General features: G+C 55.6%; 24 protein-coding genes and 1 other RNA gene. 21 read left to right on the forward strand and 4 right to left on the reverse strand.

Features of this window, described 5'->3' with window-relative positions; genetic code table 11:
* Positions 1 to 9 precede the first annotated feature (9 nt).
* The 11 genes from flgB to flgL all read left to right on the forward strand — a co-directional run bounded on the left by flgB (position 10) and on the right by flgL (position 10,960).
* Complete coding sequence (gene flgB, locus AAC076_RS10420; protein ID WP_339845264.1) at positions 10 to 414, forward strand: flagellar basal body rod protein FlgB; 405 nt, start codon at positions 10 to 12, stop codon at positions 412 to 414.
* Between the two features lie 3 nt (positions 415 to 417).
* The gene (flgC, locus tag AAC076_RS10425) at positions 418 to 861 is read left to right on the forward strand and encodes a flagellar basal body rod protein FlgC (protein WP_339845267.1); all 444 of its coding nucleotides are present in this window, start codon (positions 418 to 420) and stop codon (positions 859 to 861) included.
* 16 nt (positions 862 to 877) lie between these two features.
* Complete coding sequence (gene flgD, locus AAC076_RS10430; RefSeq protein WP_339845268.1) at positions 878 to 1,564, forward strand: flagellar hook assembly protein FlgD; 687 nt, start codon at positions 878 to 880, stop codon at positions 1,562 to 1,564.
* A 35-nt stretch (positions 1,565 to 1,599) separates the two neighbouring features.
* Complete coding sequence (flgE, locus tag AAC076_RS10435; RefSeq protein ID WP_339845270.1) at positions 1,600 to 2,955, forward strand: flagellar hook protein FlgE; 1,356 nt, start codon at positions 1,600 to 1,602, stop codon at positions 2,953 to 2,955.
* 200 nt (positions 2,956 to 3,155) lie between these two features.
* Positions 3,156 to 3,896, forward strand: coding sequence for a flagellar basal-body rod protein FlgF (gene flgF, locus AAC076_RS10440; protein ID WP_339845272.1), 741 nt, complete (start codon positions 3,156 to 3,158; stop codon positions 3,894 to 3,896).
* Between the two features lie 47 nt (positions 3,897 to 3,943).
* The gene (gene flgG, locus AAC076_RS10445) at positions 3,944 to 4,729 is read left to right on the forward strand and encodes a flagellar basal-body rod protein FlgG (protein ID WP_150277453.1); all 786 of its coding nucleotides are present in this window, start codon (positions 3,944 to 3,946) and stop codon (positions 4,727 to 4,729) included.
* A gap of 14 nt (positions 4,730 to 4,743) precedes the next feature.
* On the forward strand, positions 4,744 to 5,421 hold the full coding sequence (gene flgH / locus AAC076_RS10450; protein ID WP_339845281.1) for a flagellar basal body L-ring protein FlgH: 678 nt from the start codon (positions 4,744 to 4,746) through the stop codon (positions 5,419 to 5,421).
* Between the two features lie 11 nt (positions 5,422 to 5,432).
* Positions 5,433 to 6,533, forward strand: a complete 1,101-nt coding sequence (locus tag AAC076_RS10455) for a flagellar basal body P-ring protein FlgI (protein WP_339845283.1) — start codon at positions 5,433 to 5,435, stop codon at positions 6,531 to 6,533.
* 14 nt (positions 6,534 to 6,547) lie between these two features.
* Positions 6,548 to 7,702 carry a flagellar assembly peptidoglycan hydrolase FlgJ gene (gene flgJ / locus AAC076_RS10460; RefSeq protein ID WP_339845285.1) on the forward strand — a complete coding sequence of 385 codons (1,155 nt, stop codon included), beginning with the start codon at positions 6,548 to 6,550 and terminating at the stop codon, positions 7,700 to 7,702.
* A gap of 2 nt (positions 7,703 to 7,704) precedes the next feature.
* Positions 7,705 to 9,684, forward strand: a complete 1,980-nt coding sequence (flgK, locus tag AAC076_RS10465; RefSeq protein WP_339845288.1) for a flagellar hook-associated protein FlgK — start codon at positions 7,705 to 7,707, stop codon at positions 9,682 to 9,684.
* Positions 9,685 to 9,697: 13 nt separating this feature from the next.
* On the forward strand, positions 9,698 to 10,960 hold the full coding sequence (gene flgL / locus AAC076_RS10470) for a flagellar hook-associated protein FlgL (protein ID WP_339845290.1): 1,263 nt from the start codon (positions 9,698 to 9,700) through the stop codon (positions 10,958 to 10,960).
* Between the two features lie 15 nt (positions 10,961 to 10,975).
* Here the strand turns inward: flgL and AAC076_RS10475 are convergent, their stop codons facing one another.
* A complete protein-coding gene (locus AAC076_RS10475) occupies positions 10,976 to 12,721 on the reverse strand; it encodes a potassium/proton antiporter (RefSeq protein ID WP_339845292.1) in 1,746 nt (581 codons plus the stop codon).
* A gap of 110 nt (positions 12,722 to 12,831) precedes the next feature.
* Here AAC076_RS10475 and AAC076_RS10480 point away from each other — a divergent pair, with 110 nt between their 5' ends.
* The 8 genes from AAC076_RS10480 (at position 12,832) to recR (ending at position 19,842) form a co-directional block, all read left to right on the forward strand.
* Complete coding sequence (locus AAC076_RS10480) at positions 12,832 to 13,485, forward strand: thiopurine S-methyltransferase (protein WP_339845295.1); 654 nt, start codon at positions 12,832 to 12,834, stop codon at positions 13,483 to 13,485.
* 92 nt (positions 13,486 to 13,577) lie between these two features.
* On the forward strand, positions 13,578 to 13,874 hold the full coding sequence (locus AAC076_RS10485) for a hypothetical protein (protein ID WP_339845298.1): 297 nt from the start codon (positions 13,578 to 13,580) through the stop codon (positions 13,872 to 13,874).
* Positions 13,875 to 14,191: 317 nt separating this feature from the next.
* A complete protein-coding gene (locus tag AAC076_RS10490; protein ID WP_339845299.1) occupies positions 14,192 to 14,470 on the forward strand; it encodes a hypothetical protein in 279 nt (92 codons plus the stop codon).
* Positions 14,471 to 14,781: 311 nt separating this feature from the next.
* Positions 14,782 to 16,425: a methyl-accepting chemotaxis protein gene (locus tag AAC076_RS10495; RefSeq protein ID WP_339845300.1), complete on the forward strand. Its 1,644-nt coding sequence runs from the start codon at positions 14,782 to 14,784 to the stop codon at positions 16,423 to 16,425.
* A 118-nt stretch (positions 16,426 to 16,543) separates the two neighbouring features.
* Positions 16,544 to 16,640: signal recognition particle sRNA small type (gene ffs / locus AAC076_RS10500), an RNA gene on the forward strand.
* A 134-nt stretch (positions 16,641 to 16,774) separates the two neighbouring features.
* Positions 16,775 to 18,871: a DNA polymerase III subunit gamma/tau gene (dnaX, locus tag AAC076_RS10505; protein WP_339845303.1), complete on the forward strand. Its 2,097-nt coding sequence runs from the start codon at positions 16,775 to 16,777 to the stop codon at positions 18,869 to 18,871.
* A gap of 14 nt (positions 18,872 to 18,885) precedes the next feature.
* Positions 18,886 to 19,212: a YbaB/EbfC family nucleoid-associated protein gene (locus tag AAC076_RS10510; protein WP_339845306.1), complete on the forward strand. Its 327-nt coding sequence runs from the start codon at positions 18,886 to 18,888 to the stop codon at positions 19,210 to 19,212.
* Positions 19,213 to 19,242: 30 nt separating this feature from the next.
* The gene (gene recR, locus AAC076_RS10515; RefSeq protein WP_339845308.1) at positions 19,243 to 19,842 is read left to right on the forward strand and encodes a recombination mediator RecR; all 600 of its coding nucleotides are present in this window, start codon (positions 19,243 to 19,245) and stop codon (positions 19,840 to 19,842) included.
* Between the two features lie 23 nt (positions 19,843 to 19,865).
* Here the strand turns inward: recR and AAC076_RS10520 are convergent, their stop codons facing one another.
* Both AAC076_RS10520 and AAC076_RS10525 read right to left on the reverse strand, forming a co-directional pair.
* Positions 19,866 to 20,735: a pirin family protein gene (locus tag AAC076_RS10520; protein WP_339845312.1), complete on the reverse strand. Its 870-nt coding sequence runs from the start codon at positions 20,733 to 20,735 to the stop codon at positions 19,866 to 19,868.
* Positions 20,736 to 20,923: 188 nt separating this feature from the next.
* Positions 20,924 to 21,202, reverse strand: coding sequence for a hypothetical protein (locus tag AAC076_RS10525; RefSeq protein WP_339845314.1), 279 nt, complete (start codon positions 21,200 to 21,202; stop codon positions 20,924 to 20,926).
* A gap of 199 nt (positions 21,203 to 21,401) precedes the next feature.
* On the opposite strand from AAC076_RS10525, the gene AAC076_RS10530 reads away from it, so the two are divergent.
* Both AAC076_RS10530 and AAC076_RS10535 read left to right on the forward strand, forming a co-directional pair.
* Positions 21,402 to 22,136 (forward strand): ABC transporter substrate-binding protein, encoded by a 735-nt coding sequence (locus AAC076_RS10530; RefSeq protein ID WP_339845316.1) that lies wholly within the window; start codon positions 21,402 to 21,404, stop codon positions 22,134 to 22,136.
* A 141-nt stretch (positions 22,137 to 22,277) separates the two neighbouring features.
* Positions 22,278 to 23,573, forward strand: a complete 1,296-nt coding sequence (locus AAC076_RS10535; protein WP_339845318.1) for a serine hydrolase — start codon at positions 22,278 to 22,280, stop codon at positions 23,571 to 23,573.
* Here the strand turns inward: AAC076_RS10535 and AAC076_RS10540 are convergent.
* The gene (locus AAC076_RS10540) at positions 23,570 to 23,809 is read right to left on the reverse strand and encodes a YheU family protein (RefSeq protein WP_339845320.1); all 240 of its coding nucleotides are present in this window, start codon (positions 23,807 to 23,809) and stop codon (positions 23,570 to 23,572) included. The genes AAC076_RS10535 and AAC076_RS10540 overlap by 4 nt on opposite strands.
* Positions 23,810 to 23,828: the final 19 nt, after the last annotated feature.

Raw genomic sequence — 23,828 nt, forward strand, 5'->3', positions numbered from 1 at the left:
AACGCGCAAATGACGATCAATTTCGATAACGCCCTTGGTATTCACGAGAAAGCACTGACTTTCCGTGGCCAGCGAGCGGCTGTTCTGGCCAACAATGTTGCCAACGCCGAAACGCCCAATTACAAGGCCCGCGATCTGGATTTTTCCACTGTTCTGGCTGCTCAGCAGAGCGGCGGTGACAAGGGCTTTGCTGCCAGCACCACGCATGCTCGGCACATCAATACCGAAAGTCTGCTCGACCAGGCCGCCGGGCTGCGCTTCCGTACGCCCTTGCAGGCATCCCTGGATGGCAACACCGTTGACGCTGAGGTCGAGCAAAGCGCTTTTGCCGAGAACGCCATCGAGCTGCAGGCCAGCTTTACCTTTCTCAACAGCAAGTTCAAAGGGTTGATGTCAGCCCTGCGCGGAGAATAAGCCATGTCCCTCAATGACGTATTCAATATCGCCGGTTCCGGTATGAGCGCACAGTCTCTGCGCCTGAATACAACGGCCAGCAACATCGCCAACGCCGAGACCGTGTCCAGCAGCACAGGCGAGACCTACCGCGCCAGACATCCGGTTTTTGCAACCATGTTTAGCGAACAGCAGCAGGGCATGGGTCAATCGCTGTTTGCCTCCCAGGAGCAGGCCGGGCAGGGTGTTGAGGTCCTGGGTGTCGTGGAGTCGGATGCCGAGTTGCAATCGCGTTATGAGCCTGACCATCCGATGGCGGATGAGCAGGGTTATGTTTTCTATCCCAACGTCAACATTGTCGAGGAAATGGCCAACATGATGGCTGCTTCGCGGGCATATCAAACCAACGTCGAAATCATGAACGCAACCAAGACTATGTTGCAACGCGTTCTCACACTGGGTCAGTGACAGGAGCTTCAAGACCATGAGTATTTCTAGTGCACTGAGCGTAGGTGAAAGCGTTCTGGATCAGTACAAGGTGGACCAGACCCGGGATGCCAAGGGCGGCGAACTCGGCAAGAATGAATTCTTGAAACTGCTGGTGACACAGATGAACAACCAGGATCCGCTGTCACCCCAGGAAAATGGAGAGTTCATTGCTCAGCTGGCTCAGTTCAGTACGGTTGAGGGCATTGAAACACTCAATACCTCGATGGAGTCACTGGTCAATGGCTACCAGTCTTCACAGGCCTTGCAGGCTTCGTCATTGGTGGGTCGTACCGTCATTGTGCCGGCTGATCAGGCCATGGTGGACACTGCCAAGGGTATCAAGGGACAACTGGCTCTGCCTGTCCCCAGTGATAACGTTTACGTGAATGTCACCGATGCGGCTGGTTCCGTCGTCACGCGACTTAACCTGGGCAGCCAGGCGAGCGGCATGCATGACTTCGTTTGGGATGGAAAAGACAGCAGCGGCAATCTGATGCCGCCCGGAAAATACAAGTTTGAGGCTCAGGCTACTATCGAAGGAGCCAACAAGCAGCTTGCAACGTTACTGCCGGCCAACGTGGACAGCGTGTCCCTGGGCAACGGCAACGGGGGCGGAATGATGCTTAACGTCGCAGGCCTCGGCAGTATCAGTCTTTCTAATATCGTTTCTATTGGTCAGTAACAGTCGTCCGATCTACATCGGCTAGGAGAGTAACCATGTCTTTCAATATCGGTCTGAGTGGTATCCGGGCGGCGTCATCCGATCTGGATATTACCGGTAACAACATCGCCAACGCCGGCACAGTGGGCTTCAAGGGCTCGCGCGCGGAATTTTCCGATGTTTATGCAGCCTCCATTCTCGGCTCGGGCAGCAATGCCCAGGGCAGCGGTGTATTGCTTGCCGACGTGGCCCAGCAGTTTACCCAGGGCAACATCAACTTCACCGAAAACAGTCTCGATCTGGCCATCAATGGCAACGGCTTCTTTGTTACCAGTAACGGTGGTGCGCTCAGTTATACGCGAGCCGGCTACTTCGGTACCGATCGCGAAGGTTTTATTTCCAACAACTTCGGCGAACGCCTGCAGGGCTTTGGCGTGAATCCGGTTACTGGCCAGATTAACCAGGGCGTTCAGACCGACCTGCGCGTGGATACCCGTTCGGCCAATCCCAGAGCAACTTCCGAGGTTGACTCTACTCTGAACCTGAATTCTACCGACGTGCGTCCGGCTATCTGGCAGCAGGCCTATGATACCGAGATTGCTGCAGGCGGTACCCCAGCCGATGCTTTGGCAGCTGCCAGGGACACCTTCGATCCCACCAATTCGGCCACCTACAACAGCTCCACCTCGGTCAATATCTTCGATAGCCTGGGTAATGCGCATACCCTGACCAAGTACTTCGTAAAGACCGACGGCAATCAGTGGGACATGTTCACCATGATTGACGGCCGTCAGGTCACCAATGATCCTGCGACCAATAATGCCTTGCCGACTGATGCAGCCTTCGGCCCAGAGCCTACTCAACTGACCTTCAATACCGTTGGCGAGCTAACCACGCCGCAGCCAGTGGGCAGTATCCAGAACTGGGTACCACTAGATAGTGCCGGACGCGAAACCGGCGCCGACTCGCCAGCTGCGTTCGCTATCGACCTGGCGGGTAGTACCCAGTTTGCAGCCAGCTTCGCCGTCACCGCTGTAGTCCAGGATGGATTCACGACGGGTGATCTGGCGGGCCTGGAAATCGACGATGCAGGATTACTGGTGGCGCGCTATACCAACGGGCAGACTCGTACTCAGGGACAGGTGGTGTTGGCCAACTTCGCCAACCAGCAGGGTCTGACTCCGCTGGGTAAAACTGCCTGGGCACAATCTTCTGCTTCTGGTGAGCCAGTGGTTGGTGCGCCCGGGACGGGCACCCAGGGCTCTATCCAGTCCGGTGCGCTCGAACAGTCCAACGTTGATCTATCCGAGCAGCTGATCAACTTGATCATTTCCCAGCGTAACTATCAGGCTAACGCGAAGACAATTCAGACTGCTGATGCGGTAACCCAGACTATCATCAACCTCAGGTAAGCTCCGGCAATAGTCCGGCAATAGCAGGGCGGCAATTCCGGCGGGTCTATCCCGTCTGTATTGCCGCCCTGTTTTTTTATAAAGCTATCTATCTGTTTTATATGCCAAAAAAGTATTAAATTAATTTATGGCATGAACCGTGCTTTATCTTCCTGTGATAGCAGCAAAGCGGCAATTCCTTGTCGCAACGGGAGTAGAGCGTGGACAAATCACTTTTCATTTCCATGACCGGCGCCAGCCAGAACATGCTGGCTCAGCAGGCGCATGCCAATAACCTGGCAAACGTCAGCACTACAGGCTTTCGTCGGGATTTCGAGCAGGCCCGTTCGATGCCTGTTTATGGCCAAGCCCTGCCAACACGAGCCTATGCAATGACCGAGAGGCCAGGCACCGATCTAGCCTCCGGCAGCATGCAGGAAACTGGCCGCGACCTCGATATTGCCGTGGAAGGACAAGGCTGGATTGCCGTTCAGGCTCCTGACGGTACTGAGGCCTATACCCGTGCCGGCAGCCTGAAAATTGACGCTTTTGGTTTGCTACGGACCGCTAGCGGCATGCCTGTGCTGGGTAACGCTGGACCGATCGCATTACCCCCGGCTGACAAGGTAGAAATTGGCCAGGACGGCACCATCAGCATTCGAGCTGAAGGTGAGGCCCCGAATGTGTTGGCTGAAGTGGATCGAATAAAGTTGGTCAATCCCGACCCGGCGACCATTCGCAAGGGTGAGGATGGCTTGATGCGAGTGGAGAACGCTGTTGAACAACCCGCTGACGCGGCAGTGCGTGTGGCGTCGGGTTTTCTCGAAAGCAGCAACGTCAATGCCGTGGCGGAAATGACGGCAATGCTTTCCCTGGCCCGTCAATTCGAGCTGCACATCAAGATGATGCGCACCGCCGAAGAGAACAGCCAGGTCACCAACAAGATTCTGCAAATCAGTTGAACCTGAGCAGCCGCCTCACGCAGTCAGTGACGCGCTAGGAGAAGAACATGCACGCAGCACTTTGGGTAAGCAAGACTGGTCTGTCCGCACAGGACACCATGTTGACCACCATTTCCAACAACCTGGCGAACGTGGCGACTACGGGTTTCAAACGCGACCGCCCTGAGTTCGAGGATCTGTTGTATCAGATCAAGCGTCAACCCGGTGGTCAGACTACGCAGGACACACAGTTGCCGTCGGGTCTACAGCTGGGTACCGGTGTACGCGTTGCCGGGACACAGAAGATCTTCACTGAAGGCACCCTGCAGACAACCGAACAACCGCTGGACCTGGCGATTAACGGAAAGGGTTTTTTCCAGATTCTGATGCCCGACGGAAATATTGGCTACACCCGTGATGGCAGCTTTCACCTGGATGCTGATGGCCAGATTGTAACCTCCAGTGGCTTCCCACTTGAGCCGGCAATTCAGCTGCCCGACGATGTGCAGTCTTTCACCGTCGGTGAAGATGGCACTGTAAGTATTTCCGTATTCGGTGACCCTGCAGCCCAACAGTTGGGCATCCTGCAGACTGCCAATTTTGTCAACCCGGCCGGGCTTCAGTCGATCGGTAATAACCTGTTCCTGGAAACCGCCGCCAGCGGAGCACCGCAGGCTGGCAATCCAGGGCAGAACGGTCTCGGTACTGTGTTGCAGAATACCCTGGAGAATTCCAACGTCAGCGTGGTCGAGGAACTGGTCAACATGATCACGACCCAGCGCGCCTACGAAATGAATTCCAAGGTGATCTCGACGGCCGATCAGATGTTGCAGTACGTCAGCCAGAACCTCTAAGAGGAATGACTAAAATGAAATCCCTGCGCCTTGCACTGGTTGTGATGATCCTTGGGAGCCTGGCGGCCTGCATGCAGATGCCGCCAGCACCCAATGATCCGTCCTATGCACCGATAATGCCGCGCACACCGATACCTGCGGAGCTCAACAACGGTGCTATTTATCAGGCCGGCTTCGAAACCAATCTGTATGACGATCGCAAGGCCAATCGGGTCGGTGACATCATCACCATCACGCTGCAGGAACGCACTGCTGCACGCAAGAGCGCAGACAACGAGATCAGCAAGAACAGTTCTACGCAGATCGCCAATCCAACCCTGCTGGGCAATGTAGTGGGCGCCAAAGGCTTGAACCTGGGAGTAGATATTTCCGGTAATCGTACTTTCGCTGGCGATTCCGAGGCTAACCAGACCAACAGCCTGAACGGCTCCATCACCGCAACAATCTTTGAAGTTCTGCCCAATGGTGTGATGCGCGTGCGCGGTGAGAAATGGATCACCCTTAACAACGGGGACGAGTTGATTCGCGTTTCCGGTCTGGTACGCAGCGAAGATATCGGCCCGGATAATACCGTGCCTTCGACGCGTATTGCCGACGCTCGGATCGCTTACTCGGGCACCGGCGCTTTTGCCAACGCAAGTCAGCCTGGCTGGCTGAGCCAGTTCTTCCTGAGCCCACTGTGGCCCTTCTAGGAGTAGTGAGCATGCGTAAGCTGCTGTTGTGCCTGTGTTTAGTGCTTGCTGCCCCCCTGGCCCATGCCGAGCGGTTGAAGGATATCGCCAGTGTGGCCGGCGTGCGCACCAACCAGTTGATCGGCTACGGTCTGGTGGTGGGTCTGGTCGGCTCCGGGGATCAGACCAGCCAGACACCATTCACCGTGCAAACCTTCAATAACATGCTGACCGAGTTCGGTATCACCGTGCCGCCGGGAACCCGGATCCAGACCAAAAACGTTGCAGCTGTGGCGATTCATGCCGAGTTGCCTCCCTTCGCACGGCCTGGTCAGACTATCGATATTACCGTTTCGTCGATTGGTAATGCCAAGAGCCTGCGTGGTGGCAGCCTGCTGATGACCCCTCTCAAGGGTATCGATGGCCAGGTTTATGCGATTGCCCAGGGTAATCTGGTGGTTGGTGGCTTCGGTGCCGAGGGCGCAGATGGTTCGCGCATAACGGTTAACGTGCCAAGCGTGGGTCGTATCCCGGCCGGTGCTACTGTCGAGCGCGCCGTCATCAGTCCTTTTGCCAGTGGCGATCATCTGGTGTTCAACCTTAATCGACCGGATTTCACTACCGCAAAGCGCGTTGTTGACCAGATCAACAACACCTTTGGTGCGGGCGTTGCCCAGGCGCAGGATGCCGGCTCAATTACCGTGCGTGCTCCCTTGGACCCCAACCAGCGTGTGGACTACATGTCCATGGTCGAGAACCTGCAGGTGGACCAGGGTAATGCGGCAGCAAAGATTGTGATCAATTCGCGCACTGGCACCATTGTCATTGGACAGGATGTGCGGGTGCAGCCAGCCGCCGTTACCCACGGCGGTCTGACCGTGACGATAAGCGAGAACTTTCAGGTCAGTCAGCCTGATGCGCCCTTTACCGATGGTCAGACAGTCGTCACGCCTAGCTCTCAGATCAATATCGAAGAGGGCGACAGCCGCATGTTCGTGTTCAATCCGGGTGTGTCGCTGGATGAGATAGTGCGCGCGGTCAATCAGGTAGGAGCCGCTCCGGGCGACCTGATGGCCATTCTTGAAGCCTTGAGACAAGCCGGCGCGCTTAACGCCGAACTTGTTGTCATCTGAGCGAGGACGCGATCATGAGCCCGAATGGCATCAGCTATACCGATATCAACTCCATGAGCGAGTTGAAAGCCGGTTCCAAGGCTAACAGCCCGGAAAACATGCAGCGCGTCGCTGAACAGTTCGAGTCCCTGTTCATGAACATGATGGTCAAGAGCATGCGCGATGCCAATCAGGCCTTTGCTGAAGGCAACCCGCTGAACACGCCGCAGACCAAGTTCTATCAGGATATGTACGACAACCAGATGTCGGTTCATCTGTCTGAAAAGCAAGGTCTGGGTTTGGCCGACGTGATGATGCGCCAGCTGTCCCCAGAGAAAACGCCGGCAGCTTCCGGTGGAGCACTGGAGCGGCCAGCATTGAAATCTGATCTGTCTGCTGCTGCGCAAAACACCAACATGGCTGGTGGCTTGCCTGATCATTCAGCTCTGCTGGCCAAACGTCGACTCGGCTTCTCACTGGGTAATGCGGCCTCACAGACAGCTCTGGCTGGCAACGCTGGCGGACCTGCTTCCGCACCAGCTGCTACACCCATGCAGACTGAGCCATCGCAGAGCTGGCAACCATTGCGCGCCATCCAGGGTGTAGCGCGCAATCAGCCCACGACCGCTGAAGCCATTGCCCAGGCTGCACCAGCTGGCCCGGGCCCAACGCGTTTTGCCAATTCCAGTGAATTTGTACAGGCAATGCTGCCGATGGCTGAAAAGGCGGCAGCGCGCTTGGGCGTGGATCCGCATTATCTGGTGGCGCAAGCTGCCCTCGAGACCGGTTGGGGAAAGTCGATTATCAAGCAGCCTGACGGCAGCAACAGCCATAACCTGTTCGGGATCAAGGCCCATGGCGGCTGGCAGGGAGAGTCGGCCAGTGTGATGACCCATGAGTATCGTGATGGTGTAAAAGGCCAGGAGCGCGCGAGCTTTCGCAGCTATGCATCTTTCGAGCAGAGTTTTGACGATTATGTGAACTTCCTCGAGGGCAATGGCCGCTACAAGCAAGCGCTGGCACGCACCGAGAACCCGGATACTTTCTTCCGCGAACTGCAACAGGCCGGTTACGCCACCGATCCACAGTATGCCCGCAAAGTGTCACAGATAGCGCGGCAACTGCTGAGCGACTCCGGCAATCAGCAGGTCGCTCAGACTGGTGCTGACTCCAGCACAGGCAGGGCATAAACATGGCTGACCTTTTCGGGATTGGACTTAGCGGCCTCAAGGCCAGTCAGACCAATTTGTCGGTTACCGGGCAGAATATTTCCAACGTAAATACTCCCGGTTACAGCCGCCAGACAGCCGTTCAAGCAGCCCGCGATCCGAGCTTTACGGGTGCAGGCTATATTGGCAACGGCACCAGCATTGTCGATGTGCAGCGCGTCTATAACGAGTTTCTGACCAATCAGGTGCGCAGCAGTACGGCGATCAATTCCGAAGTCACTGCGTTTCAGACACAGATGGAAGAGCTAAATACGCTGCTGTCTGGAACAGCTACAGGTATCACCCCGGGCTTGCAGAACTTCTTTGACGCGTTGCAGACCTCGGTCGAGGATCCGGCCAGCTTGCCTGCCCGCCAGCTTTTTTTGTCCGAATCCGAAGGCCTGGCCTCGCGCTTCAATACCGTGCAAACACGTCTGTCGACCCAGACTGAATTCATTGGCCAGCAGATGGGCACACTGACCGGTCAGGTCAGCCGTCTGGCTGAGTCGGTTGCACAATACAATGACTCCATCGGGCGCGCCGTCGCAAACGGTTCCGAGCCCAATGACCTGTTCGACGCGCGTGATGAAGCCGTTCGCCAACTCAGTGAGCTGATCGGTGTGACGGTAGTGCCGCAGGACAATAGCAGCATCAACCTGTTCATTGGTTCCGGGCAGCCCCTGGTGGTTGGTAAGGAAGCATCCAGCCTTCAGGTGGTGCGTGGCACCGCCGATCCGTCGCGTGCAGAAGTACAGTTGATCAGCGGAAACTCCGCCCAGGGCATTACCAGCCTGGTCAGTGGTGGTCAGCTGGGTGGCTTGATTCGCTATCGTCAGGATGTGCTTGATCAGGCGCTTAACTCCGTTGGCCGTCTCGCATTGTCGATTGCCGATGAGGTCAATAGTCAGTTGGGGCAGGGTCTGGACATTAATGGTCAGGCCGGTGCGCAGCTCTTCAAGGATATCAACAGTCCTGACCAGCTCGATTTGCGCAGCCAGGCTCGTCCGACCAACAGCGATCCTAATACCAAGCTGAATGTGTTTATCTCTGATACCACTCAGCTGAGTACCTCCGACTATGAGGTGCTTTTCAGCAGTGCTACCCAGTACAGTATCCGGCGGGTGAGCGATAATCAGGTAACCGGGCCGATTGATATCACTGCGGCGCCGCCAACCGAGGTGGATGGCTTTCAAATGACCTTGCCTGCCGGTGGTAGCGTTGTAGCCGGTGACCGTTTTCTTGTCACTCCCACTCGCTACGGCTCTGGCGGCATGGAATCGGTGATGCAGCAGCCCGAAGAGCTGGGCTTCGCAGCGCCGGCCAGCGCTGATACCAGCCTGGCCAACCGGGGTACAGCCAAGATTACCCAGCCTTCGCTTGTGAATGGTCCTGAACCGATTGATCCAGCGGCGATGCAGGCCTACCTGCCTATCGAGATGCTCTATGATCAGGCGGCAGGTACGTTGAGCCTGACCAGCGCCTCCGGTGCGACACTCACACCAGCGTCCTTCGCTATCAACCCGGGGCAGACCAACACTCTGGCGTGGGAAGTGGACGGCTACAGTTTCAGCATGAAAATGACTGGCACACCTCTGGATGGTGATACCTTCAATATCAACTTCAATGAAGGTAAGTCCGACAACCGTAATGCATTGGTGTTGTCGGAACTTCAGACCAAGGCTGTTCTCGGACAGGCCGGTGGTCGCAGCGGTTTCTCCTTTGTTGATGGTTACGGAGATCTGGTCCAGCGCGTTGCTACCTTTACCGCGCAGGCGCGCTCCGACAGTGATTCAAGTGGGGCGGTACTCAAGCAGGCGACCAATAATCGCGACTCGGTATCGGCGGTCAACCTGGACGAGGAAGCCGCGAATCTGATCAAGTTCGAGCAGTATTACAACGCTTCGGCGCAGGTACTGCAGGTAGCAAGATCCTTGTTTGATACTCTGATAAGCAGCATTCGCTGACAGGTGACAGGCCATGCGTATTTCGACAATACAGACATTCAATAATGGCAATCAGGGTATCCAGGATAACTACGCCAAGGTCACGCGTACCCAGGAGCAGGTCAGTTCGGGAAAGCGTCTGTTGTCGCCGGCTGATGATCCCGTAGCGACAGTACGCTTGTTACAGCTCGACCAGGAAGCAGGCCGCCTGGAGCAATTCAAATCCAATATGAGTGCCGCGACCAACAGCCTGAACCAGGAGGAAGCGACACTTAACTCGGTGACCAATATTTTGCAGCGGGTACGCGAAATTACCCTGCAGGGTGGTAATGGTGCGCTAGACGCTTCTGACCGTCAGGCACTTGCCCAGGAACTGAGCGAGCGTGAGGAAGAGCTTTTTGGTCTGTTCAATAGCCGCAACGCCCGTGGCGAATATCTGTTCGGTGGTTTTCAGAGTCAGACCCCGCCCTTCGTTCGGGAGCCAGACGGCACCTATACCTACGAAGGCGATCAGGGGCAGCGTTCAATTCAGATCGCAGGCTCCAAGCAGTTGGCGATCAATGATAACGGCAAGGATCTGTTTGTTGACGTAGGCAATGTCAATCGGGTGGTCACTGATCGAACCGTACCTGTTGCAGATCCCGCGACACCTTTTCCGCGCATTTCACTGGGAGTTGTAGAAGACAAGACTGCCTACGACGCTGATTTTTATCCAAATGCACCTGTAACGGTGAGAATTGCTCCCGACGGAAGCAGCTATGAGGTGTTTGAAACGGCAAACACCGCCAACGTGCTGGCATCCGGGCCAATCGAGCCGAATGAAGACAACAGTCTGCAGGTTCGTATTGCCGGTGTGGTTGTCACCATAGACGGTGAGCTGGCCGGCGGCGAGGAATTTTCCATTGACCGTGGCAATACGGCTGATACCGGTGAAAAACGCAGCATTTTGCAGAACATTGCCTTTTTGCGCGAGACACTGGAGGATCCGGGTAACTCACCCGAAGACAAATTGATACGTCGCGACAAGCTGGCGATCAGTCTGGAAAACATCGATAACGCCATGAACAGCGTGCTCAGTGTACAGACCAGTATTGGCGCCCGACTCAACGTTATCGAGTCCACGGGCAACGAGAATGCTGAAGTGTCCCTGATCAATACCAAGGTTCAAGCGGAATTGTCGGAGCTTGATTATGCGGAAGCGCTCAGTCGCCTGAGTCTCGAGTCTGTAGTCTTGCAGGCAGCACAGCAAAGCTACGTGAAGATCAGTGGCTTGAGCCTGTTCAATCTGCTGCGTTAAGTATGGCTTTCGGGCTTAGAATCCGAGCGGTATTCGCGGCTTGTCGCCGCCCAGCTTGAGACCCACCTTGAGTATGGTGTCATTGTCCACGGCGGCGACAACCCAGGTATGACCCTCCCATTCCAGCTTGTCGCCCACGACGGGATGGCCACCAAAGCGCTTTCCCAAAAAAACCGCAAGGGTCAGTTCGCGGAGCTCATCTGGCACGGCGAATCCATAGAAACGACCTACTGCACCCAGTTCAGCGTCGCCCTCAAGAATAAAGTCACCGAAGAAGCGTCGATTCTCCAGGTAACTCGCAGCATGCGGCTTGCTGAATAACTTCGATAGGGCTGGAAGGTCCCTTTGCCTGCCGATAATGCACAGCACATCGTTCAGTGCCAGGGTGGTGCTGCCGCGCGGATGCAATAGCTCACTTCCGCGGAACACCGCCGCGATGCGTGAATTGTTGGGCATGGCGAGTTCACGCAGACTGACGCCGACACACCAATTGGCATTTTCCAATTGGTAGATCATGACCTCATAAGCGCCATCCACAGCGACATCCAGGCTCGTTCGTTGTAATGGTTCTGGCTGAGGGGGGATCTCGACTCTGCAAAGGCGGGCGGCAAAAGGTAGGCTCGAACCCTGCAGCAGAAGCGATACCAACACGACCACGAAGGCCACGTTGAACAATAGCTGCGCCTGCTCCAGTCCGGCTAGTAAGGGAAAAATTGCCAGGATTATAGGAACTGCCCCACGTAGCCCGACCCAGGAAATGAACAGACGCTCGCGCCAGGAGAAGACAAACGGCGCCAGGCATATCAACACCGCCACCGGCCGAGCAATAAATATCAGGAACAAAGCTATAGCGATGGCTGGCCCGGCGATAGGCATCATTTCGCTAGGAGTGACCAGTAACCCGAGCATCAGGAACATGCCGATCTGGCTCAGCCAGGCCATGCCGTCCTGTACGTGGAGAATATTTTGCAAGTTGTGCACGCGTCTATTTCCCAACACCACACCGGTTAGGTAAATCGCCAGGAACCCGCTGCCGCCAATGGTATTGGCAAACGCAAACACCAGTATCGCGCCGCTGGTAATCAAAAGTGGGTAAAGGCCGGTTGCCAGCTTGACCCTATTCACCAGGCTCGCCAGCAGCACGCCTCCAGCCAGACCGCAGATACCTCCGATACCAAACTGCTGCACAAAAACGCCAATAATTTCCCAACTGACGCTTTGCTCACCCGAGGCGATTATTTCCACCAATGTAATCGTCAGAAAGATGGCCATCGGGTCGTTGGAGCCCGATTCGATTTCCAGCGTGGCGCCCACCCGCTGCTTCAGGTTGAGCCCTTTGCCCTGAAGCAAGGAAAATACTGCCGCGGCATCGGTAGAGCCAACAATGGCGCCCAGGAGCATTCCCTGTAGCCAATGCAGGTCAAGCAGCCAGGCGGTGACCATGCCGGTCAGGCCTGCACATAGCACGACGCCTAGACTGGCAAGGGATACAGCCGGCCAGAGGCCAACGCGAAAGTTTTCGACGCGGGTTCTCATTCCGCCATCAAGCAGAATGATCGCCAGTGCCAGACTGCCAATCATGAAGGCAATCCCGGTATTGTCGAACGCGATACCGCCGAAACCGTCTTCCCCTGCAAGCATTCCGATAATCAGGAAGATCAGCAACAGAGGTATCCCCAGCCTCGAGGACAGGGAGCTGGCGAGAATGCTGGCGCATAACAGCATTGCGCCAATGAGGAAAAGCGTATTGATATAGTCCATGCTGCAGAGCAACTCAATCGGGTATCGTGTCTACCTTCACTATATAGGCTGATAGTGATTGTGGGGCGAAAATTGCTGTAATCTCAGTCAATTGCGAAAGGGGGGGTGTGATGGACGCGGAATTCTGGCGCGAGCGCTGGCAGCTGGGTGAAATCGGTTTCCACAAATCGCGTGCTAACCCTCTGCTAGTGCGCTGGTGGTCCGCGCTGGCAATGAAACCAGGGGCTACGGTGCTGGTCCCGCTGTGCGGCAAAACCCTTGATATGCTCTGGTTGCGTGAGCAAGGATCGGCGGTCGTTGGTGCCGAGTTATCGCGGCAGGCCCTGGATAGCTTTATTGAAGAAAACGGGCTGTCGTGCAAATGGCAAGACAGCGATGGTTTCGATGTGGCCGCGTGTTCTGAACTGACGCTCTATTGCGGCGATTTTTTTGCGCTGGGGGCGACGCATTTGGGGACGGTGAATGCGGTATACGACCGAGCTGCGCTTATCGCACTGCCGCCGCCCATGCGTCAGCAGTATGTCTCGCACCTGCGTGAACAACTCCAGGCTGGCTGGAAAATGCTGCTGATCACGCTGGATTACCGTCAGTCCGAGCGGCCGGGCCCGCCATTCAGCGTGCCGGATACGGAAGTAAGGACACTTTTTTCCGGTTGTTCCGTGTCGGTTTTACAAGAGGCCCAGGTGCTTGAGGAGCATGCCGTGTTCCGTGATCAGGGCATGACCAGCCTGATCGAAAGGGTGTATCTCATCGAAGACAAATGATCGTACAGTTATGTTTGTCGGGTTACTCCCGGCCGCCAACCAGGGCGGCCGTAAAATCTTAATACCAGGTCTGTTTTCTGCCCGGAGTTGTCATGGCGGCCGCCCTTGCCCTGCTGTTCAAGCTCTTCCCCCTTTACATAACCGTTGGGCTTGGATGGCTCGCGGGGCGTTTTCTGAAGGCTAGCGGCAGCCATATTGCCGGGATCATGCTGTGCATCGTTACCCCCTCGGTTGTGTTCCCGGGTGTGATGAGCGCGCCCTTGTCAGCCAGCGTCATCATGCTGCCATTTTTAGCTGTCTATTTACGATCCCAGCGTTTACAAGGCGATCTTTCTTATCTCCATCACGCCAATCGCAGCCAATACAGTGGTTACAGCCACGCTGCTTGATACCGAGCCGCGACAAGTAGCAGGTACAACACTACTGAGTACGACATTTGCGTTGGTCTACATACCGTTTATGGTCTCCCTGGTGATACCGCCGATCTGACAGCCATGTGCCTGCATGCATCCTGCCTGATAAAAAATGATCAGGTCATGCAAAATGCAATGGGCGTACAATTTGAAGATATGTAAGTAATTGATTTTTATTGATTTAAATATATGAAAATACTGGCACGACCCCTGCAATACTCCCTGTAAAGGCGATTGCGTCGTCATCATCAACAGAGCCAAGCGCTCTGCTGGAAATAGGGAGGAATTTCAGAATGAAAGGTCGAGACGTTGCTTTTTTCATGAGTATTCAAGGGGTTCTACTCGGCGCGGCATTTCTGCTTTCCACCGGCGAAACGGATCTGGATACGACAGCCCGCCAAGCCCCCCAACAAATCGAGATTCGTAGTTGGATAGATGAAAACGCCAATTCCCGGACGCTAGCGCGTCAGATGAATATGTCCAATACAGCCAGTATCAAGGATTCTGGTGCGCCGGATTCCATTGCTGTGGCGTTGGAGCAATCTGGTCAGCAGCGCAGTTGGGTTTTCTAGAGAAATAGAGCCGCACACATCCCTCTCTGCGAGGTTTCTCTCCTCGCTATTAGCGGCTAGTTGAATGCCCATGCACTCGGCCTGTCCTTGTGCATGTATTGCATAATGCACGATTCGCTATTGTTTCCCCTCTTTATCATTACGTTCACTGGTTGGCTGCGCTTAATCCGGAACGCTCAGTTGCACATTTTCCTAATGTTGTTCGCTGTATGGCCGATATGGAAGCTACTATGTCAGAAAGATCTTCTTCCTGATAAGAAAGGGCCTTCCGCGTTCGAGCCGAGGCCACGAATAAGATGGGGAATATGCTAATGGCTTCTTTTCGTAACCTGGGCTTTCGCTGGAAATTGACCCTTCCCATGGTGTTTCTGGCCGGCGCGTTTTGTCTGCTGGGCGCTGTTGCCTATATAGGTATTAGCGATCTATCCTCCCGGATGGAGCGATTTTCCAGTGGTTTGTTGCCGCAGGCGACTAACCTTTTGGAAGCAGACCGGGACATGTATCAGGCGCTGGTCGCAGAGCGTGCACTGGTTCAAGGTTCAGCGCGCGATGAGCGTAATGATCTGGTCGTTGCCCATTCCGATAACCTCCAGCAGGCACTGGATCGGGTCAAGGTATCCACGTCGTTAGCGGTATCTCCGCAGAGCAAAGCCCTTGGCCAGGAGTTCGTGCAGGTTTTTGACGCATGGAAGAAGGTCAGCCTGGAAGTAGTGCGACTCTCACAAAGCGAAGCGTTTCAGGACAAGGGTGAGGCCAATCAGCTCAGTTTTGGTGAGTCCGCCGAACTATTTGGCCGCGCTCGTGACTTGATAGATCAAATGACCCAGTTGGTTGATGCCTCGGCTGCCACGGAGCTTCAGGAAGCGGAGCAGGCCACTTCAGCAAACGCGCGCAATATGTCTTTGGTGGTCATTCTCGGGCTTGTTGTCTGTGTGTTGACCATTGCCTTTCTCCCCGGTCTTATTGTCCGGCCAATCGAGAATATTCTAGCGCGCATTCGCGATATAGCTGGCGGTGGTGGTGACCTTACAAAGCGGGTTGATGTCAACTCAGCGGATGAGGTGGGCCAGCTTGGTGCGAGCTTTAACGAGTTCCTTGATCAGCTACAACTCCTGATCCGGGAAGTCGCCGAATCGACACTCCTGGTGGCATCGGCCTCCGAGCAAATGAGCGCCATAGCGGCCAACCAGGATCAACTGGTGACGGATCAGCACCTGGCCATTGATCAGGTCAGTACAGCGGCAACCGAAATGACCGCCGCTATTCACGAAGTAGCCGATAACGCTCACAGCACTGCCGAAGCTGCCCGCCAGGCGGACCAGCAGGGTAAGTCGACATCCGAAGTCGTTGGTCAGACGATGAACGCCTTACGCAGGCTGGCCAAGGATGTAGCTGAGGCTGCAGGCGTGATCAACCGTCTTGAGCAGGATAGTGACAAGATTGGTGGCGTGCTGAGTGTTATTCAGGCGATCGCAGAGCAAACCAATTTGCTGGCCCTCAACGCCGCCATCGAAGCTGCACGCGCAGGTGAGCAGGGCCGGGGTTTTGCCGTGGTAGCGGACGAGGTCAGAACGCTGGCGGCTCGCACCCAGGATTCCACCCGCGATATTCAGGAAATGATCCAGAGCCTGCAAACCGGAAGCACTCAGGCGGTAACAGTCATGCAGCGCGGCGCTTCCCTGGCTGCCGAGAGTGTCGAACAGGCAGAGGGCGCGGAAAGATCGCTTAACGATACCGCACAATCGGTTGTGCGAATCAACGATATGGCCGCACAGATTGCCTCGGCCTGTGAAGAGCAGACCCAGACCACGGAAGAGATTGCCCGTAACATCAGTGGCATCAGGGATCTTTCTGATCAGGCAGCGCAGAATTCCAGTGAGAGTCGTCAGGCTAGTGAGTCCATGGCCAGACTGGCTGCAGGACTGCAGCAGCAGGTAGGTCGTTTCAGGACCTGAAGGGCGCTTCAGTTTATATAAAGCCAGGCTCCAAGAAGCGCCCAACAATGGGTTGTAACTTGACGCCAAGCCGTTACAATAGCGCGGCCTGTCCAGCACAGGTTCGTTATGGTGGCCCTGCCGGTCCCCTCGCAATGATTCGCCGTTAACCTGGTCAGGCCCGGAAGGGAGCAGCCACAGCGGTTACATCGTGTGCCGGGGTGTGGCTGGTAGGGTCGCCACCCATGACGTCCTCTCGTATTCAGCACCCCCGATATCCCCCAAGCCAAGCAGCACATCTCGCAAAGTCCGTCTGCTTTGGTTACAGTACCCGCTCGCCTTTCAGATCCTACCGGACAGCACACATCCAATGAGTTATCAGGTACTTGCCCGCAAATGGCGTCCGCGCCTGTTCCGTGAAATGGTCGGTCAGACCCATGTGCTCCAGGCGTTGATCAACGCGCTTGACCATGATCGGCTGCACCATGCCTACCTTTTCACCGGCACCCGGGGAGTTGGTAAAACCACTATTGCGCGTATTCTGGCCAAATGCCTGAATTGTGAGACAGGAGTGAGCTCCGAGCCCTGCGGAACCTGTTCGGCGTGTCGCGAGATTGATGAAGGGCGCTTCGTTGATCTGATCGAGGTTGACGCGGCCAGCAGAACCAAGGTCGAGGACACCCGCGAGCTGCTTGATAACGTGCAATACGCGCCATCTCGCGGACGTTACAAGGTCTACCTGATCGACGAAGTGCACATGCTATCAAGCCACAGCTTCAATGCGCTGCTGAAAACGCTTGAGGAGCCACCCGAGCACGTTAAATTTCTGCTTGCTACTACCGATCCGCAAAAACTCCCGGTCACCATCCTCTCGCGCTGTCTGCAGTTCTCATTGAAGAATATGCAACCCGAGAAAATCGTTGATCATCTACGCCATGTTCTCGGCGAAGAGCTGATCCGGTTTGACGAGGAATCGCTATGGCTGCTTGGCCGGGCAGCCGATGGCTCGATGCGAGATGCATTGAGTCTGACCGATCAGGCGATTGCATTCGGCAATGGCGCCCTGCAGGTCAGTGACGTTCGCAGCATGCTCGGAACTATTGATCATGGCCAAGTATTCGGTTTGCTGGAGGCGTTGGGTGTTGGCGACGCCAAGGCGTTGCTGGCTGCGGTTGCCGAGTTGGCGGAGCAGGGTGCAGATTTTACCGGGGTACTGGCTGAGTTGCTCTCGGTGCTGCAGAGAATAGCTATTGCCCAGGTTCTACCCCAGGCGGTAGATAATAGCCTGGGAGATCAGGAGCGCGTGCTGGCGCTGGCGGGTCAGATCAGTGCAGAAGATGTACAGCTTTTCTATCAATTGGGCCTCCACGGCCGTCGAGACCTGCCCCTGGCGCCGGAACCGCGCGGCGGCTTTGAAATGGCCATGTTGCGCATGCTGGCATTCAGACCGGGTACTCTGGAGCAGGATGCTCTCGCCGAGCCGCCTGGCGACTCGCCGGGAAAGCCAGTGGGGCTCAGCCAGGCCAGGGCTGAATCCGGAACGCCAAGGCCAACTCCGGCAGCCATCCCTCAGGAGGCCAATTCCGCTGCTGCTTTTGCCGCTAAATCCGGTTCCGAGGCTCAGTCACCTGGGTTGGCAGCGCCGGAAGAGGCAATGGTCCCGCCCATTGGGCTAACGGACGCTGAGACCGCAAAGCCCGTAGTGGTTCCCGCGAATCCCCAGTCGATTGATTCCGATGAGTTCGCCGCCGCCGAACCGGCGGATAAAGTCGCCGATTTTGAGGTGCCTGTTACGAGCAACGAATCTCGGCGCCAGCCGGCTTCTGGGCAGCCGCTGAAAACCTCCGCGCCGGTCAAGCCGCCCCAGGATGAACCGCCTTCGGGGTGGTTGCAGGCCAGCGGTTCAGATGGTCAGGAGTTTGATGACCGCGATGGAGACGAGGAAGAGAATCTCGATCTGGGCCAGTACTTGGGTGACTGGCAAACTGTTGATGCGGTAGCGGCAGTGACTACAGCCGCAGAGGATAGCCTGGATGCAAGCGTGGGGCTCGGTGATCTGCCGCCCGCAACAGGTCTGGCCGCCGAATGGCTGGAGATATTCTTGCAGTTGGGTCTTAGCGGGTTGACGCAAAGTATTGCGGCCCACTGCCAGCTTGTGGACAAAAACGACAGCGCCTGGACTCTGCATCTGGACCCGGGCCACAGCGCGCTCTATAACGAGAATCATCGCTTGCGTGTGCAGCAGGCGTTAGTGGAGCATATTGGTGTACCGGTCGATCTGGAGGTGCGTGTTGCCGCTCCGGATCAGGAAACACCCGCAGTCGCGGCGGCACGCCGCAAGCGCAAGCGACAACAGGAAGCGGAGACCAGTATTCAGCAAGATCCGCTGGTCCTGGGACTGATGCGCGAATTTGCGGCACAAATCTGTGAAGGTAGTATCCGCCCTATTGATACGACGACCCATTGAGTGAGGACAAGAGCATGATGAAAGGTGGAATGGCCGGGCTGATGAAGCAGGCGCAGGAAATGCAGGAAAAAATGGCAAAGATGCAGGAGGAGCTGGCTAACGCAGAGGTTACCGGCCAGTCCGGGGCAGGCTTGGTTTCTGTAATCATGACTGGGCGCCACGACGTGAAGCGTGTGTCCATTGATGACAGTCTGATGACTGAAGAAAAGGAAATTCTGGAAGATCTGGTTGCAGCTGCGTTCAACGACGCCGTGCGCAAGATCGAAAAAAACAATCAGGAAAAGATGTCGGGCATGACCAAGGGCATGAATCTGCCCGATGGTTTCAAGATGCCTTTTTAAAGTCTATTTACCTCTATTTCAGGCGGTGCCATGAGCTTCAGTCCCCTGATTCGCCATTTGATCGATGCACTGCGCGGATTACCCGGTGTCGGACCCAAGACAGCCCAGCGTATGGCGTTGCATTTGCTTGAGCGTGATCGAGATGTCGCGCGGCATCTTGCCGGTGCCCTGGCTACTGCCATGGACGGGGTAGGCTACTGCAGCCGCTGCAGAACGCTCAGCGAGAACGATATTTGTGCTATCTGCTCCGACCCGCGCAGGGATGCAACGCTACTGTGTGTACTGCAGAGCCCGGCTGACGTTTGGGCGGTTGAGCAGGCGGGAGGCTTTAGTGGTCGCTATTTCGTTCTCAAGGGACAGCTATCGCCAATCGACGGCATGGGACCGGAGGAGATCGGGATACCGTCGCTACTGGAGGCGGTAGAGCGCAGTGATGTTGCTGAGGTGATACTGGCGACCAACCCCACGGTGGAAGGTGAGGCGACTGCTCATTATATTGCCAGCACGCTGAAACCTCGCGGGATCAAGGTGTCACGCATCGCTCACGGTGTTCCCCTAGGCGGCGAACTGGAATATATCGATGGTGGTACCTTGGCCCATGCGCTCGCCGGGCGTACTCCGATTAACTGAGTCGCCTGGCTTGCGTTAATGGATTAGGAAGCGAGCTGACCGCTGCGAAAATCATGTAGAGCCTGTTCGATTTCCTCGCGGCTGTTCATGACGAAGGGCCCATACTGGACTATGGGCTCGCGTAAGGGTTTACCCGCAATCAGTAGCACCTTCGCACCATTGGGCCCTGCCTGAATCGAGATGCCATTACCTTCCCCGAGTCGCCCCAGGTGGCCCGCTCCCAAGCCTGAGCGCTGCTGGCTACCAATCAGTTCTATTGTCCCTTCATACACATAGAGCATGCCATTCAGTTGAGCGGGCAGCGGCAAGTCACATTGCTCCTCGGGCAACAGATGCAGATCGACATAAAGAGGGTCACTGCTTTTTCCGATTATCGGACCGGCCACGAGTTCATCGGCCAAGTGCAAAGTCCCGGCGATGACTCTGGCAAGCCCGCCACCCGCTAAAGGGCGTTCAGTGATTGCATCCGACGGCAGGTCCTGATAACTAGCTGGCTGCATCTTTTCCAAAGCGGGTAAGTTTACCCACAGCTGAAAGCCACGCATCCGACCTGAATCCTGCTGCGGCATCTCGGAGTGAATGATGCCGCGCCCGGCTGTCATCCACTGCACGCCGCCTGGCTCAAGTAAACCTCGGTTGCCCATGTGATCCTCATGAAGCATCCGGCCCTCGAGCATATAGGTAACTGTTTCAAAACCCCTATGCGGGTGAGAGGGGAATCCCCCGATATAGTCTGCAGCCTCATCGGAACCGAACTCGTCGAGCATTAAAAAAGGGTCGAAGCGCTCTGCACCGGTTCCGCCAAACACGCGCTTGAGTTTTACGCCGTCACCATCGGAGGCGTTGCGACCAGTTATTTGTTCAATCAGATCGCGATTAATGACTGTTGACATCAGAGACCTCCCGTATTGCGAATAGGATCAGTCTATTGTCAATAATAGTGATTAAAAAGCGGAAAAATAAGGGTAAAACTATCTGTTATTTCGATGAGATATGGTGAGGTATGGAATTTTTGGCCGCACTCGGAGAGGGTGCGGCCAGGAAGTTGCCTTTGCAGTTACGGCTTCAGGCAGGGGAAGAATTAGTCTTCAGACTCGTTTTCTGCTTCAAGCTCTTCAACGATGCGATCATAGGCTTCACATGGATCGTGCTTGTCGGTGGTTGGATTGCGCAGCTGTAATGCTACGAGTTGTTCGTATAGCTGATTGGCCTTGACCGGATCACCGTCGGCCAGGCGATGGACTGTTTCAGCCACTTCTTCTGCCTTGGCCACAGCGTCCTCAACCGTACAGGCTGCATAGGCTGGCAAAGCAAAAATACTGAATAAGCTGGCAGTTAACAGGCTGGGAATTATTTTCATCTAGGACCTCGGTTATCACATTATTTATACCTTCATGTTAGCGAGATTCCGTGACCTGTCCAAGCAGGTGCGGCAATTAGCCCTCGCGGAGAGCTCCAGAGCCTCTGCAAACGATAAAGAGGGTAAGAGAGTTTAAGTTGCTATCAGTTTGCCTGCGGTATAAAAAGTATGACTATCCTTACTTCCGTCCGAGTCCCAAATGTCCCGCTTTATGCCAATGCTTTGCAAGCTTGTACTGGCTGTGCTGCCATCCAGCAGCTTCGCCGAAGCCGTTGTGGTCGGGTTTGGCACCCATAAGCCTCCCTATGTGTTCGAGCTTGAGGAGCGCGGGCTCGAGTACGAGCTGGTCGAAGCGGCCCTCGAACATGCGGGGCTGGAAATGCAGCCGTATTATGCTCCTCTGGAGCGCCTGCACCGGATGCTGCAATACCGGGAGCTCGGAGCGATGGCCAGTACGAATCAGACCAGTGGTGTAGAAGCTCACTACTCTGGCGTTTATATGGAATATCAAAACGTTGCGGTTACGCTGCAGCAACGCAAGATTCGATTGGACAGCATTGACGACCTTGAAGGTTATTCAATTAGTGCTTTTCAACGGGCAAGCTTCGTACTGGGCCCGGTCTTTCGCGCCATGACTGAGGGCAATCCACAGTACCGTGAAGAGGCTCGTCAGATTACCCGTAACCTGTTGCTCTATTCTGGGCGGGTGGATGTCATGATTGGTGACCGGAGAATCATTCGTGCATTCAACCGTGAGATTGTCGATCGTGTCGATGTCAGCCAGCCAGTAACAGAACACTTCCTTTTTCCCCCTACTGGCTATCGTGTGGGATTCGTTGACGCTGCGATCCGTGATCGTTTCAATGAAGGGCTCATCGCGATCCAGGGCAATGGACAATACCAGGCCATCACTCAGCGGTACGAGGACTACTAAGGGGGAGCTGTGACTGAATAGACGGCATTTCTGGCCTACCAGGCGCCGCTATCGGGACTGTGATCAGGTAATCTTGGTGCAGTGCAAGATCTTGATAACAAAAACATCGCTGGCCAGGCGAATCCACAGTGGGAGATATCCATGAACCTGTCCCGTAGCTTCGTCCTTACGTTAGCGGTATTACTGTCACAGCAGATACAGGCCCAGACGATGCCCGCACCCGAAACAGTCCGGCTAGACGAATTGCAGTTGATGGAGGGTTTTCCGCCTTCCGCAAACAAGCAGGTCACTGCGCAAAACTTCCTTACGCAGTTTCCTAATCTTCGCTGGGCATTCCACCACATGCGCGAACTGCTCCCTTCACGCAATATTCGTCGTGGCCCGTCAGCCTCTGTAGCCTTGCCCCCGGGTGAGGATCTGCGAGCCAGAATCGATGGCCTGAGTTTCGTGGGGCCCGAGGATAAAAGCCTTACCTTCGGTGAGTATCTTGCTGCCACCTATGCCGACGCAACTTTGATAATGAAAGACGGCAAGGTGATTTACGAGGCCTACCACGAGGGGATGCCAGAAGAGAATCCGCACATGCTGTGGTCGGTGACCAAGTCTTTCGGCGGGCTTATTGCCACTCAATTGCTGGAGGAGGGAACACTCAAGGCAGATGCGCTGATAACCGATTATGTGCCGGAGCTGGAGAAAAGTGGCTGGCGAGGGGCAACTGTTCAGCAATTGCTGAACATGACAGCAGATATCGACTACAGCGAGGTATATGCCGATCAGGATTCGGATGTAGCCAGATATGCAATGTCGGCGGGGATGTTACCAACGCCGGAGGATTTTGCCGGCGAACGCGATCTTTACAGCTATCTGCCGACTATTGCCGCCGATGGCGAACATGGAGAGCGTTTTATCTACCGCACAGTGCATACCGAAGTACTGGGTTGGGTGCTCCGTCGTGCTACCGGGAAACATCTGGCCGAACTGATCAGCGAGCGAATCTGGAGTAAACTGGGTGCCGAACAGGATGCTTATCTTTTACTCGACAGCAAGGGCACAGAATGGGCTGGCGCCGGCTTGAATGCGACGCTGCGAGACCTGGGCCGTTTTGGTGAAATGATGCGCCTCAACGGACAATTCAACGGCCAGCAGATAATCAGCAGTTCAGTGATAGAGACTATCCGTGAGGGGGCAGATCGCGAGGCTTTCAAGGCATCAGGTCGCGATTTTCAGCCGGGTTATTCTTACCGCAACAAGTGGTGGATCAGTCACAATCCCGACGGTGCCTATGAAGCGCTTGGGGTCCACGGACAGATGATTCATGTCAATCCCGCAGTGGGCCTGGTTGTGGTTCGCCTTTCTTCACACCCCGTCGCCACCTCTGCCGCGACTTTCCCGACAACCCGACCAGCACTTGCCGCCCTGGCCGACATGTTGCGCTAGGTGTCGTATTGCTCCAGCATGTCCGCCGGCACATCACGCCGGTGGGCAAGGCTGGTGTCTCCGGTGTCAGGATGATAAACGATCAACACGTCCCCCTTCTCCAGCTGCCTGAGTAGCCGCTGCTTACGTTGCTCAAGGCTGGCTTCATAGCCGTTATCGGTGCCGTCACGCGTGACGAAGTCTTCAAGCAGGCGCGCCAGGGTTTCGGGCTCCAGCAGAGTGTGGGGTATCAGCATGATGTCTACTTCCCGGATG

The sequence above is a fragment of the uncultured Halopseudomonas sp. genome (assembly GCF_963977355.1).
Classification (GTDB): Bacteria; Pseudomonadota; Gammaproteobacteria; order Pseudomonadales; family Pseudomonadaceae; genus Halopseudomonas.